Origin of the sequence: Corynebacterium imitans (assembly GCF_000739455.1) — a bacterium.
GTDB classification, from domain to species: domain Bacteria; phylum Actinomycetota; class Actinomycetes; order Mycobacteriales; family Mycobacteriaceae; genus Corynebacterium; species Corynebacterium imitans.
Window position 1 is genome coordinate 1,311,932 of record NZ_CP009211.1, and the last position, 12,844, is coordinate 1,324,775.

11 protein-coding genes are annotated in these 12,844 nt (G+C 64.3%); 3 read left to right on the forward strand and 8 right to left on the reverse strand.

Features of this window, described 5'->3' with window-relative positions:
- The first annotated feature begins 19 nt into the window (after positions 1-19).
- Entirely contained in the window at positions 20-592 is a 573-nt protein-coding gene (locus CIMIT_RS06155) for a S1 family peptidase (protein ID WP_051904848.1), read from the forward strand.
- On the opposite strand, the gene CIMIT_RS06160 is transcribed toward CIMIT_RS06155, so the two are convergent.
- The 8 genes from CIMIT_RS06160 to dop form a co-directional block, all read right to left on the reverse strand.
- A complete protein-coding gene (locus CIMIT_RS06160) occupies positions 589-3,450 on the reverse strand; it encodes a DEAD/DEAH box helicase (protein WP_084674281.1) in 2,862 nt (953 codons plus the stop codon). The genes CIMIT_RS06155 and CIMIT_RS06160 overlap by 4 nt on opposite strands.
- A 5-nt stretch (positions 3,451-3,455) precedes the next feature.
- Positions 3,456-4,415, reverse strand: a complete 960-nt coding sequence (gene tatC, locus CIMIT_RS06165; RefSeq protein ID WP_084674282.1) for a twin-arginine translocase subunit TatC — start codon at positions 4,413-4,415, stop codon at positions 3,456-3,458.
- A gap of 81 nt (positions 4,416-4,496) precedes the next feature.
- Positions 4,497-4,793 (reverse strand): Sec-independent protein translocase subunit TatA, encoded by a 297-nt coding sequence (gene tatA, locus CIMIT_RS06170; protein ID WP_038590584.1) that lies wholly within the window; start codon positions 4,791-4,793, stop codon positions 4,497-4,499.
- A 51-nt stretch (positions 4,794-4,844) separates the two neighbouring features.
- On the reverse strand, positions 4,845-5,786 hold the full coding sequence (locus CIMIT_RS06175) for a helix-turn-helix transcriptional regulator (protein WP_038590586.1): 942 nt from the start codon (positions 5,784-5,786) through the stop codon (positions 4,845-4,847).
- Positions 5,776-6,723: a helix-turn-helix transcriptional regulator gene (locus tag CIMIT_RS06180; protein WP_051904849.1), complete on the reverse strand. Its 948-nt coding sequence runs from the start codon at positions 6,721-6,723 to the stop codon at positions 5,776-5,778. Before CIMIT_RS06180 ends, CIMIT_RS06175 begins: the two co-directional genes overlap by 11 nt.
- Positions 6,724-6,754: 31 nt before the next feature.
- Positions 6,755-8,146 carry a Pup--protein ligase gene (gene pafA, locus CIMIT_RS06185; protein WP_038590589.1) on the reverse strand — a complete coding sequence of 464 codons (1,392 nt, stop codon included), beginning with the start codon at positions 8,144-8,146 and terminating at the stop codon, positions 6,755-6,757.
- A 4-nt stretch (positions 8,147-8,150) separates the two neighbouring features.
- The gene (locus CIMIT_RS06190; protein ID WP_038590592.1) at positions 8,151-8,339 is read right to left on the reverse strand and encodes a ubiquitin-like protein Pup; all 189 of its coding nucleotides are present in this window, start codon (positions 8,337-8,339) and stop codon (positions 8,151-8,153) included.
- Positions 8,332-9,843, reverse strand: a complete 1,512-nt coding sequence (dop, locus tag CIMIT_RS06195) for a depupylase/deamidase Dop (protein ID WP_038590595.1) — start codon at positions 9,841-9,843, stop codon at positions 8,332-8,334. The genes CIMIT_RS06190 and dop overlap by 8 nt, the downstream gene beginning before the upstream one ends.
- 67 nt (positions 9,844-9,910) lie before the next feature.
- Between dop and CIMIT_RS06200 the strand changes: the two genes are divergently transcribed.
- Together CIMIT_RS06200 and trpB are read left to right on the forward strand one after the other, a co-directional pair.
- Positions 9,911-11,398, forward strand: a complete 1,488-nt coding sequence (locus CIMIT_RS06200) for a peptide MFS transporter (protein ID WP_038590598.1) — start codon at positions 9,911-9,913, stop codon at positions 11,396-11,398.
- An 89-nt stretch (positions 11,399-11,487) separates the two neighbouring features.
- Positions 11,488-12,831: a tryptophan synthase subunit beta gene (gene trpB / locus CIMIT_RS06205; protein WP_038590601.1), complete on the forward strand. Its 1,344-nt coding sequence runs from the start codon at positions 11,488-11,490 to the stop codon at positions 12,829-12,831.
- Positions 12,832-12,844: the final 13 nt, after the last annotated feature.

A 12,844-nucleotide genomic window follows, 5' to 3' on the forward strand; every position in this document is an offset into this window, starting at 1 on the left:
GGCAGTTAGACTTGATCGCGTGACATCGCCTACGTTCCCCGAGCTGCTTGCCCGCTGCTCCGTGGGCGCGCGCTATTGCTCCGGCATTTTCGTCGCCTCGGACACGGTGCTTACCTGCGCGCACTTTTTGCGCCCCGAAGATGAGGCGAATCCCGGCGCGATCACGGTCCGGGTGGCCGGAGCCCGCTACCGGGCCCGCGGGGTGCGCCGGTTCGTAGGCACGGATATTGCACTGCTGCGCGTCGACGCGGCGCGAGTCGGCCCCTTCCCAAAGCTGGGCCCTCCCCCGCGCCCGCTTGCGCGCACCGTGACCTTCGGTTTCGGCGGCGGGGCCAAGGTCCCTGCAGTGCGGAGCGGGCGGTTCCTGTTCACGCTCCCGCTGGCGTTTTCGCGCAACCTGCGGACGTTCGTGCGCCCGGCCGGCGTCGTCGCTAATGCGCAGCCTGCAGTCAAGGGGGACTCCGGGGGCCCAGTGCTTGTCGACGCCCACCTGGTCGGCACCCAATCCCTCATCCTCGACCCCTTCCGCACCAACCTGCGGCTGGCCACGATTTCCCTGCTTACTGAGGAAGTACGGGAGGCAATCAGCTAGTTGCCCAGGGCGACGACGCCGCGTCGGATCGCGTCAATCGCCTTGTTCGCCGAGGTGCGAATCTCATCGCTGTAGCCGGTCTTCTTCACCTGCTCGAGCAGGTCAATGACTTGTCGGCACCAGCGCACGAAGTCGCCCGGGGTCAGCTCCGCGCCGCATTCGGCGGCGGCCGCGAGCGCGTAGCCAAGCGGGGCACCTGCGGTCCACTGGTGCAGTGAGAGCGCGAAGGCGGGATCGGGCAGGCGGGTGGCCGGCAGCTGGTGGCGCTGCTCGTCGGAGGTCAGCTCGCCATAGATGCGCATGGTCTCCCCCATTGCCTCTGCCATCGCCTCAGTTGCCGCTTCCGGCGTGCCGTGGGTGGTCTTGCGGTTTTCAAAGACGACCATGGACGCAACACCGGCGAGCTCGGCGGGATCGAGCTCATCCCAGATGCCGCGCTTGAGGCACTGGGCGACGAGCAGGTCGGACACATTGTGGATGCGGGCGAGGCGTTCGCCCTCCTCGCTCACGGCAGGCTCGCCCTCGCGCAGCTCGACGTAGTCGAGTTCAGTGAGCAGGCCGATGATGCGCTCGAAGGTGCGGCCGAGCGAATCAGTAGAGCGATCGACGCTGCGGGTAAGCGCGGCGAGCTTGCGCTCGTCGCGGACGAGCTCCTCACCGACCCGGGCCAAAAGCTCGCGATCGTGCGCGGGCCAGGCATGCACCGGGTGGTTGTGCACAGCCTCGCGCAGCGCCGTGACCTTCTTCGTCGGGCGCACCCGCGCCTTCTCCCGCAGCTTGCGCGGCGCGTGCAGGTTGCCGCTGTGAAGCTGGCTGACCACCTTGCGGGTGTGCTTGCGCGGCTGATCCTGCACGTGCCGCGGCACCTTGATCTGGCCCACGACCACGGGTGGGTTACGGAAGGAGGCGGCGTCGATGCGGCCCGACCAGCCGCGCTCGGTGGTCACCCACGGGCGCGGATCGCGCCGCTTGCCAGCGACCTGGACGACGGCGGCCAACTCCGGCTTCTTCTTCCCCGGCAGTGCGATGACCTCGCCCACGCGCAACCGCCCCAGGATCGTCTCGGTTTCCTGCTGGCGGTTTTCTCTCGCGTGGCGGCGGGCCTCCTTTTCTGCCTCGCTCAGATCGCGGCGCAGGCCCAAGTACTCCACTAGGTCTGCAGCCGGGTCATCCCCGGGTGGGGCGAATTTGGCCACGTCCGCGTGCAGCTTCTCGCGCTGGCGGCGTACCTTCGTCCGCAGACGGTCGATATCGCGCACCTCGCCCACCACCGAGCGGTTAGTTTGGAACTGTGCGAAAGACTGCTCGATCAACCGGATCGAGTCCTCGTAGCCGTTCATGCCCAGCATGTTGATCGCCATGTTGTAGCCGGGCTGGAACTGTGAGATCAGCGGGTAGGTTCGCGTCGAGGCAAGGCCCGCGACCTCGCGGGGATCCATCGCAGGTGCCCACTGCACCACGGCGTTGCCGATGTGGTCAATGCCGCGGCGCCCGGCACGGCCTGTAAGTTGCGTGTACTGGCCCGGGGTGAGATCCACGTGCGCCTCGCCGTTGAACTTCACCAGCTTCTCCAACACGACGGTACGTGCCGGCATGTTGATCCCAAGCGCCAGCGTCTCAGTAGCGAAGACCACCTTGACCAGACCTCGGACGAACAGTTGCTCCACGATGTGCTTAAATGCCGGGAGCAGGCCCGCGTGGTGGGCAGCGTAGCCGCGCAGCCAAGCGGTGCGCAGCTGGCGGTAGTTGAGCACGTCGAGGTCCTCGTCGGGGATGCCCTCTACGCCGGCGTCGATAATCGCCCTGGCCTCGTCTTGCTCCTCGGGCGTGGTGAGCTCCTTGCGCGAGCGCAGGCACTGGAACAGTGCCCCATCGCAGCCGGCGCGGGAGAAGATGAACACGATGGCAGGCAGCATGTCGCGCCCGCCGAGTGCGGCCACGACTTGGGGCCTGCCCACCGGCTTGATCTTGTCCTGGCCGCGCATGCGCCCGCTGCGGCTGCCCTTTGCGCGCGAGCGGAAGCCGCGGCCTGATTCGAAGTCCGCACGGCCCACGTCGTGCGTGCCGGCCTCGATGCGCTCGATGGCGCGCAGCAGCGAGGTGTTGACCTTGCCGCCCTCCCCCGTGCCGGGTTCGAAGAGCGGGAAGACCTTGCGGCCAACCATCATGTACTGGCTCAACGGCACCGGGCGGTGCTCCGAGACGACGATGGTGGTGTCGCCGCGCACGGCGTCGAGCCACTCGCCGAATTCCTCCGAGTTGGAGACGGTGGCCGAGAGGCCGATGAGGCTGACAGACTCGTCGAGGTTGAGGATGATTTCCTCCCACACCGCGCCGCGGTCGCGGTCGGCTAGGTAGTGGATCTCGTCCATCACCACGTGCGAGAGGCGGTGCAGCTGGCCGGAATTGGCGTAGATCATGTTGCGCAGCACCTCGGTGGTCATCACGACGATCTCCGCGCTGCCGTTAATCGAGGTGTCTCCCGTGAGCAGGCCGACCGCGTTTTCGCCGTGCTCGGCGACGAGGTCGTGGTACTTCTGATTGCTCAGCGCCTTAATCGGCGTGGTGTAGAAGCACTTCGTGCCTTGCTGCAGCGCGAGTGCGACGGCGAACTCTCCCACGATGGTCTTGCCGGAGCCAGTCGGCGCGCACACCAACACGCCGTGGCCGCGCTCGATATCGGCGCACGCTTGTACCTGGAACTCGTCGAGGGGGAAAGGACGCGCGGCGCGAAACTCCGCGAGGAACTCGAGCTGTTCGATTGGCGTCTGCTCCGGCTGTTCCCCCTCGGCACCAAACGCTTCCGGGGTGTACTCGTCATCGGGCAGAGACTGCGAAGAAGAAGCGTGGGAAACCATGCCCCTTAGAGTACGTCGTCGAAGGGATCCTTGTCCGCAAAGGACCGCGGCTGCGCCTTCGGCTGGGGAGTCGTTTGCGGTGCGTTGCCGACGTTGGAAGCGCGTACCGGGGCGCTCGGTCCAACTGGCGTGGCGGCCCCGATCGCACCCGAGGAGGTCACCGGACCGGAGGCCTGCTCGTCGTCTAAGTCCATCCACTCCGGGCGGTTCGCGCCCGTGCGCTTGTCGTGGATGCGGCAGAACTGAAAAGCCATCTCCACCAAGAGGCAGATCGAGATGCCGAGGGCGAGCATGGAAAAAGGATCCTGGCCCGGGGTCATCACCGCGGCGAAACAAAAGATCAGCACGATGATCATGCGCCGCTTGTCCTTGACATGCTCGTAGCGCAGGATGCCGACGAGGTTGAGCATGATCAGGATCAGCGGTACCTCGAAGCTCACCCCGAAGATGATGATGAGCGCGAGCAGGAAGTTGTAGTACTCGCCGCCCGTGAGCGCCGCGACCTGGTACTCGGTGCCGATGGACATCAGCACGAGCAAGCCCTGGTCGAGCACGAAGTAGGCCAGCACCGCGCCTGCAACGAAGAGGAAGACCGCCACCGCAACGAAGCTGAAGGTATAGCGGCGTTCGTTCTTATGCAGACCGGGCGTGATGAAGTTCCAGATTTGGGTCAGCCACACCGGCGAAGCCAAGACGAGCCCGGCGAGCGCGCCGACTTTGAGGCGCAGCATAAACATCTCAAACGGGCTGATAGCGAGCAGTCGGCACTGCCCATCGCCGGAAAAGTCGGCACGGAGCTCGTCCGGAAGGTTGCAGTAAGGTCCGCGGATGATCTCGCCGAGTGGCATCACGCCGGGTGGCGAGGTCTGGTACCAGATGAACCCGATAATCGTGCCGACAAATACCGCGGCCAAAGAGATCATGACGCGCCGACGCAACTCCTGGAGGTGCTCAACCAGGCTCATCTCACCGGTTGGGTTCTTCGCCCTCCTGCTGCGCTTCAGCTTCAGCGACAACGCCACTCCCCTCTCAACGTGCAGTAGCGCTTACTGGTTGCGCTGGTTTTCCGGCTTATCCCAGAACGACTCTGGGCGCGCCGCCTGCTGCGCATCGCTATTGGTGATGCCGGTGCTGCCGCCGGGGTTAGCGTCCAGCTCGCGCTGCGGCTGGGCCTGCTCCGGCTGGCCTGCCGCGTCATCGTTCTTCATCTCCTTGACCTCGGACTTGAAGATGCGCGCCGAGCGACCCATGGAGCGGGCGAGGTCAGGCAGCTTATTCGCGCCGAACAGGAGCAGCACGATGACAAGGATGATGAGGATTTCGGTCCAGCCAATGCTAGCCATAGTGGATCAAGTCTCTTTCCTACGATTCCGACGGACGTTAAACCTAAAGCGCTATCTTAACGCGTCGGCCGCGCGACATGCACGCTCACGCACCTTCACGGCCAAGTCTTCTGGCGCGACAAGACGCAACCGGTCCGCATGTGCGAGGCAAAAGCGAGCCAACCAGTCGTCTGAGCCGTAGCGCAGGGTTGCGTCGACCCACTCCGGAGGCTGATCGGCCTCATCTGGCGTCAGTTCGAGCTCGAGTTCCCAGTACTCCGCCATCCACAAGGCATCACCGCGCACCTTGAAGTGCGCCACGTTGCCGTCGTCAAAGGCGAAGGGCTCGTCGACGTCTGCGGCGGCGTGCACGGCGCGCTCGTCGACTGCCTCTTCGCTAACCTCGATCTCGCGGATGCGGTCGAAGCGGAAGGTCTTCTGCGTGTCGCCCTCGAGCGCGCGCAGGTAGGTCTGCTCGTCGCGCTGCAGCACAGCAATTGGCGACACCGTGCGCTGGGTTAGCTGGTCAGAGGTCGCGGAGTAGTAGCGAAGCTGGAGCTTTCTGCCCTCGGCGATCGCCGCTGCAATCGTGGCCGCGACCGGGGTGTTTGCCACGATCTGGTCCACATCGGTCACCCCGGCAGTGTTGGTGACGGCACGGATCTTGTCCGCGGCCGAGCGCACCGCATCGACGTTGACCAGGCCGGGCAGAGTCTCCAAAGACTCCAGCAGGAGCAGCAGCGCGTGCGCTTCTGTGGGTTTGAGCCGCAGCGGCGCGTTGAGTCCCTGGTCATCCAGTACCGTGACCCCGCGCCAGGTGTGCGCAAGGTCGAACATTTCCCCCGGCCCACGCCCCACTCCGGACAGGTGTAACCGGTCTAAGTCGTCGCGGACTTCCGCCACATCCATGTTGAGGTCGCGGGCGATCTCCATCAGCGTCTTGTCCTGGTGGCGGGAGACATACGGTAAGAGGTTGAGCAGGCGCACCAGCCGCCCCGATTGCTCATTTGCCATGATCTCCTCCCCCTGCCTGCCTCAGCAGCGCAAGTACATCGCGCCTGATGTCTTCCGGTTCGATCGCTCGCACGTCGAGCGCATGGGCGGCGGTAGTGCGCACGACCCAGTCGCGCTCTACCTGGCGCAGCACGATGGTGTCTGTCTCGGGCGTTGGCCCGTGCTCGCGAGTGCCTTTTGCGGCGAGCTCCTCGGCGCTGCCCGGGTCGACGGTTATGCGGGCATCCGTCACCGGGCCGCGCAGCAGCTCGCGGACGATCTCGCCCGCGTCCTCAGTCGGCGAGTGGAAATCTGTGGTGTCGCGCACCAAGGTTACATCCGAGATGCGGGTGGCGCGGAAGACGCGCTCGGCGTCCCGGTCGACGTCCCAGCCCACCAGGTACGCCCTGGTGTTAAGCGAAACAATGGTCCACGGATCGACCGTGCGGCGCTGCACGCGCCCGCTGCCTGGGACGTGGAAGTTGAAATGGGCGCGCAGGTTGTGGCGGATTGCGCCGAGCAGCTGGTGGAAGGCATCCGGATCAAGCTGGGTTGCGTCGTGTGCGGCAGAGGCAAGCGGGGCGCTGTCAAAGGTGCGGGTGGCACCCGAGGCGGCCAGTTTGGTCCAGCCAGAGCGGGCAAAGGCGCCGAGCGAGCCGCGCTGGCTCAGATCGACGGCGAGGCCCACGACGCTCGCCTCTTCTTCGGTCAGGTCGACTGGCGCGAGCTCGTAGCGTTCCCGGTCGAGGCTTAACTGCCCGTCGCGGTAGCGCACGGGAACCCCGGCGAGGCGCAGTGCTTCAACGTCACGCCGTACCTGCACGTTGAGGGCCTCTCGGCTGCGGTGCTGGTAGCCGTCGACGTGGCTCCCCACCCACGAGGTATCGCGTTGCCGAGGGGAACCGAGCAGCGCGAACGCGAGGTTCGCCTGGCGCACCTCTGGTTCTAGCTCGGCCACATAGCCTCCCGTGATTGTCTGTTCGCCCGCTCTAGGCTTCCGCGTCGAGCGAGGCAATGTAGTCAATGAACTCGTCGACGCGCGGGTCCGTGGAGGCGAAGGGGTCAAGCAGCTCGAGCGTGCGCGGCTCGGGCCGGTTTGTCTTCAGGTGCACCCAGTCCACGTTGTAGTCCACGCCCGCGGCCCGCGCGGCGGCGAGGAAACGCCCCCGCAGCGCGGCGCGCGTGGTCTGCGGCGGCTGGGCCGCTGCTTCGGCGATGGACTCGTCGTCGGTCCAGCGCTTCGCCAGCCCCTTGCGCTGCAGCAGGTAGAACAGGCCCCGGTTGGGGTTGATGTCGTGGTAGGTCAGATCGATCTGGGCGAGTTTGGGGTGATCCCAATCCGCGCCGAGCTTGTCCTTGAATTGGGTGAGCAGCTTGCGCTTGATCACCCAGTCGATCTCCGTGTCCACGCCGGAAAAGTCCTGGCTAGCGATCGCGTCGAGCGTGCGCGACCACAAATCGACCACGCGCGCCATCTCCTGGTTCGGGGTGCCCTCATCCGGGCGGGACTCCAGCCAGCGTTTGGCGGCCGCAAGCGTTGCCTGCTGCACTTCGAGCGCGGTCACAGTGCCGCCCTCCTTCAGACGTAGCGGGGTCTGGCCCGTGGGATCAGTGGCGATCTCGCGGATGTGCTCAATGGCGTTGTCCAGCGTGAAGTCCGGCAAATCGAATCCCGCCTCGAGCATTTCAATGACCAACAGCGTGGAGCCGATCTTCAGTGCGAAAGAGGGCTCGGACATGTTGGAGTCGCCCACGATGACGTGCATGCGGCGGAAACGGTGGGAGTCGCCGTGGGGCTCGTCGCGGGTGTTGATGATCGGGCGGGTGCGAGTTGTCGCCGAAGAGACACCCTCCCACACCTGGTCAGCGCGTTGCGAGATGACGAAACGGCCCTTTTTCACCATGCCTGCACCACAGATGAGTTGGCGCGTGATCATGAAGGGCAGCAGCTGCGTGCCGAAGGACTTCAGCGCGAGCTCGCGGCTGATCAGGTAGTTCTCGTGGGTGCCGTAAGAGTTGCCCTTCGAGTCCACGTTGTTTTTGAACAGGAAGACGTTGCCGCCGACGCGGTCGTCGGCAAGCGCCTGCTCTGCCTCGGTAGCGAGCCGGTTGTACAGCAGCTCGCCGGCCTTGTCGTAGTTGAGCAACTGGGTGACCGAGTCGCACTCGGCCGTGGCGTACTCGGGATGCGAACCCACATCCAGGTAGAGGCGCGAGGCGTTTTCGGTGAAGATATTTGAGCTGCGGTGGGCAGTCACGACGGGGCGAAACAGGTAGCGCGAAATCTCCTCGGGGGTGAGGACCGCTGTACCGTCGCGGACCGCAGTGACACCGAATTCGGTCTCCACACCCATCACGCGGCGGGGGTAGACAGTGGTCATGGGGTTACTGCCCACCCTTTTGTACGAACGAGCGCACGAACTCCTCCGCGTTGTTGTCCAGCAGGGAATCAATCTCGTCGAGGATATCGTCGGTGCCCGTGGTGTTCAGCTGTGCCTGCCCGGCGTCGAAGGATTCGTCTTGTGCCCCATCGTCGCCGCTGTTGCCGCCTTGTACGTACTGCTGCTTAGACATGCTTGAATCCTAATCCCTTCATCAATGCTGTGATGTCCTCGGCGCGCTCAACGAGCTCGCCGATCTCTTCTTTGGTAAAGCCATCGACCTTGTCCATCGGCAGGCGGTGCGGTTGGTTGTTCACCGAGAAAATCACCGACTGCCAGCTGGAAGCCACGATGTCCTCGCCGAACTTCTCGCTCACACGCCCGCGGAAGTAGGCTCGCGAATCGGTCGGCGGCTCGGTGACTGCCCGCTTAATGGTCTCCTCGTCGACCAGCGTGCGCATCTTCCCCTTGCGCACCAACGCGTGGTAGAGCGACTTGGCGGGGTCGATGTCCGCGTACTGGATGTCGATGAGCTTGAGCTTCGGATCGGCGATATCCACCCCGCGGTCCAGGTAACGGCGGATCAGCGACCACTTCGCGGTCCAGTCCAGCCGGTCCGCGGTGCTCAGTGGGTCACGCTCCAGGTCGTCGAGGATCTCTCCCCACAGGGCAAGGACCTTGGTGTCTACCTCGTCGAGCTCCGGCAGCGCGGCAGCGCGCTCGCGGTAAATGCGCAGGATGTCGATGGCGGTGAGCCTGCGCCCGTCGGCAAGCAAAAGGCCGTGCGTACACGTCGGGTCGTGGGAGACCTGCTTGATCTCGTCGACGGGGTTTTGCAGCCGCAGATCAGCAAAATCGACATCGGACTCGATGCAGTCGAGCACGAGCTTGGTCATGCCCATCTTGAGGAAGTTGGAGTACTGGCTCATGTTCGCGTCACCCACGATGACGTGCAGGCGGCGGAACTTGGCGGCCAGCGCGTGCGGCTCGTCGCGGGTGTTCACGATGCCGCGGTTGAGCGTGGTCTCCAGCGAGACCTCCTGCTCAAAGTAGTCGGCGCGCTGCGAGATTTGGAAGCCCTCGCGCTCCGATTCCTGCCCGATGCCCATGCGGCCTGCGCCAATGATCACCTGACGGGTGACGAAGAAAGGAATGAGCACCTGGGTCAGCCGCGCGAAGTCGGTCTTGCGCGAGTACTGGTAGTTCTCGTGGCTGCCGTAGGACTGGCCCTTGCCGTCGACGTTGTTCTTATAAAACTTCAGCGGCGGGCACGGGTCGATCTTGTCCAGCACACTGATCTGCTGGTCCCAAAGCTCGCGGATATCGGTCGCGGACTTGTTGAGCACGTAGTCGCCCGCCGCGTCATAAATCATGGCGTCCCACGCATTGGAGACCTCTGGCGAGGAATACTCCGGGTGCCCATGATCGACGTAATAGCGCGCGCCGTTAGTAGTGACCACGTTGGCCACCCCCATCGCGTTCGGGTCCACCACCGGGACGGTGCGATAGCGCTGCAGATCGAAACCGCGCGTGTCCTTGAGCGGGGCTTCTTCCTCGTAGCTCCAGCGGGAGCGGGCGGCGGTGTTCATCGCCGCGTACGCCACCACCGCGTGGGTAGAGGTGAGCAGTTGGCTTATCGACGGGTCGTCCGGGGTTGTGATCCCGTACTCAGTCTCAGTGCCCATGTAACGTGTCATACCGCACTACCGTACCCGGCGCGGCGGGTATTTGTGTGAAAAATGCGTTGGGGCGTATTTTATTTACATGAGTTCTGTCACCCACGCAAGCAACCCCGAGGTAGCGCCGAAGGAACGGAAGTTCTTCGGGCAACCCTGGGGGTTGGCCAACCTCTTCGGCATCGAGCTCTGGGAGCGCTTCAGCTTCTACGGCATGCAGGCCCTGTTGGCCTTCTATATGTACTACTCCACCACCGAGGGCGGCCTCGGGATGGACCAGACCACTGCGTTGAACCTGGTCGGTGCCTACGGTGGCTTTGTCTACATGATGGCGCTGGTCGCTTCCTTTGTCGGCGATCGCCTCCTCGGCGCCGAGCGCACGCTGCTCTACTCGGCCGTCCTGGTCATGATTGGTCACGTTGTCCTGGCCCTAGTGCCTGGCGGCATCGGTCTTGCCATCGGCCTCATCTGTATCGGTATCGGCTCTGGCGGTGTGAAGACGTCTTCTCAGGTGGTTCTGGGCGAGCTGTACACCCGCGAGGATCCGCGTCGCGACGCGGGCTTCTCCATCTTCTACATGTCGGTCAACATTGGCGGCCTGTTGGGGCCAGCACTCACCGGCGCGATCTGGGGCATAGCTGGCTTCCATTGGGGCTTCGGCCTTGCCGCGATCGGCATGGCGCTGGGTCTTGTCCAGTACATCCTCATGCGTGGCTCCAGCATTGGCGCTGCAGGCTCGGAGATCCCCAACCCGCTGCCGCACTCCGAGTACGACAAGTGGATCGCAGGCACCGTCATCGTCGTAGGCGTTGTCGTCGCGCTGCTGGTTACAGGTGTTGTGCCACTCAGCGCGCTGTCCTGGATCGTGTTCGCAGTGGCGCTCGTGGCTACCGTCTTCCTGCTCTGGGAGATGTTCCAATCCGAAGAAGTTACTGCTGTGGAGAAGTCCCGACTGACCGGCTACATTCCCCTGCTTGTCGGTTCGGTGGCGTTCTTCGCCATCTTCCAGTCGCAGTTCACCGTGGTCGCGGTGTACTCGGATCAGCGCGTGAACCTGGATTTCCTCCTTTGGGAGCTCACGCCCGCGCAGGTACAGTCCTTCAACCCGGCGTTTATCATCATTTTCTCGCCAATCTTTGCCGCCCTATGGACCACGCTGGGCGAGAGCCAATGGTCCTCGTCCGTCAAATTCGGCGTGGCGAATATCGTGATTGGTATCTCCCTGTTCCTCTTCCTGCCATATGTTGGCGGCGGTGAAGAGTCCACCCCGCTATTCGTACTCGTGTTGATCCTCTTCCTCTTCACGATGGGTGAGCTGTTGCTCTCGCCAGTTGGCAACTCCCTTGCCACCAAGGTTGCCCCCGAGGCCTTCAAGTCGCGCCTGTTCGCCGCCTGGTTGATGACGGTTTCGATGGGTACCGCGCTGTCCGGTGTCCTCGGCTCGCTGTACAACCCGGATGACGCGGTCGCGGAGCGCACGTTCTTCCTCTCGCTGTCTGCGGCGACGATCGTGCTCGGCATAGTGCTCATCGCTATTCGACGCTGGGTGCTGCAAAAGTTCGGAGACGTGCGCTAGCGCCGTTTCGACGAAAACGCCGAATCCGCCCCGCGGGCTGGGTTTGCGGGGTAGGCTACCCGGCAACGATGCTAACGAGAGGTGAACCCATGTCTGATGTCGACAAGATTGAGCGCGATACGCTTCTACCTGCATATTTCGGGGAATTCGGTGGCCAATACGTGCCTGAGCCGCTCTACCCGGTACTCGATCAGCTCGAGCGCGCTTTCGTGGACGCCCGCGAGGACAACGAGTTTCTCGACGAGCTCTCGCGCCTCCAAGCGAAGTTCCTCGGCCGTCCGACTCCGGTCTACGAGTGTGCCAACTTGCCGAGGGTGGGGGCGTCGAAAATTTTCTTGAAGCGTGAGGACCTCGCGCACGGCGGCGCGCACAAGGGCAACCAGGTGTTGGCACAGGCGCTGCTCGCGAAGCGGTTGGGTAAGAACCGCCTCATCGCCGAAACCGGCGCCGGCCAGCACGGCACCGCCACCGCCATGGTCGCCGCGCTGATGGGCATGGAGTGCACGATTTACATGGGTGCACAGGACGTTGCGCGCCAGCAGCCGAACGTGCGCCGCATGCGCCTGATGGGCGCCACAGTCGTCCCCGTGACTAACGACGCCGGCGGATCCATGTCCAACGCCATCGACATCGCGCTGCAGGACTGGGTCGAAAACATTGACTCCACCCACTACGTCCTCGGCTCCGCGTGCGGCCCCCACCCCTTCCCCACCCTGGTCAAGGAGTTCCAGGCTGTTATTTCGCGCGAGTCCCGCCAGCAGATGCTGGAGGACACCGGCCGACTTCCCGACGCCGTCATCGCCGCAGTCGGCGGCGGCTCCAACGCCATCGGCGCCTTCGCCGAATACCTCAAGGATGAGCCCGGCAACGCCGATGTCAAACTCATCGGCGTCGAACCCGCCGGCGAAGGCCTGGACACCGACCGCCACGGCGCACCGCTCAACCATGGCAAGCTGGGCATCCTGCATGGCTCCCGCTCCTTTATCGTCACTGGTCAGGACGGCGAAGTCCTCCCCGAGTCCTTCTCTGTCTCCGCCGGCCTGGACTACCCAGGCGTCGGCCCCGAGCACGCTCACCTCCGCGAGATCGGCCGGGCCCAGTACGTAGCCGTCACTGACGAAGACGCCCTCCAAGCTTTCCGGCTCCTCTCCCGCTACGAAGGCATCATCCCCGCCCTCGAGTCCTCCCACGCCCTGGCGTACGCCCTCAAGCTCGCCGAAGTAGCTGACGCCGACGGCCACGAACTCAACCTGTTGGTCAATCTGTCCGGCCGCGGCGACAAGGACCTCGACTACGTCTACAACATCCTCGGCGACCAACTCTTCGAGGATCCCGAGCAAGCCCCCATCGGCGACCTCCGCATCAGCGAGGTCCTCGCCTCCATGACGAGCTCCTCCAACGAGCGCGAGGCCGGCCACACCGTCGCCCACTAGCTCTGGGTTCTCG

Excerpts from the sequence above, each read along its gene's own strand:
- CIMIT_RS06160 (WP_084674281.1), bottom strand. The coding sequence starts at position 3,450 with ATGGTTTCCCACGCTTCTTCTTCGCAGTCTCTGCCCGATGACGAGTAC.
- tatC (WP_084674282.1), bottom strand. The coding sequence starts at position 4,415 with ATGAGCCTGGTTGAGCACCTCCAGGAGTTGCGTCGGCGCGTCATGATC.
- tatA (WP_038590584.1), bottom strand. The coding sequence starts at position 4,793 with ATGGCTAGCATTGGCTGGACCGAAATCCTCATCATCCTTGTCATCGTG.
- CIMIT_RS06175 (WP_038590586.1), bottom strand. The coding sequence starts at position 5,786 with ATGGCAAATGAGCAATCGGGGCGGCTGGTGCGCCTGCTCAACCTCTTA.
- pafA (WP_038590589.1), bottom strand. The coding sequence starts at position 8,146 with ATGACCACTGTCTACCCCCGCCGCGTGATGGGTGTGGAGACCGAATTC.
- CIMIT_RS06190 (WP_038590592.1), bottom strand. The coding sequence starts at position 8,339 with ATGTCTAAGCAGCAGTACGTACAAGGCGGCAACAGCGGCGACGATGGG.
- dop (WP_038590595.1), bottom strand. The coding sequence starts at position 9,843 with ATGACACGTTACATGGGCACTGAGACTGAGTACGGGATCACAACCCCG.
- CIMIT_RS06200 (WP_038590598.1), top strand. The coding sequence starts at position 9,911 with ATGAGTTCTGTCACCCACGCAAGCAACCCCGAGGTAGCGCCGAAGGAA.
- trpB (WP_038590601.1), top strand. The coding sequence starts at position 11,488 with ATGTCTGATGTCGACAAGATTGAGCGCGATACGCTTCTACCTGCATAT.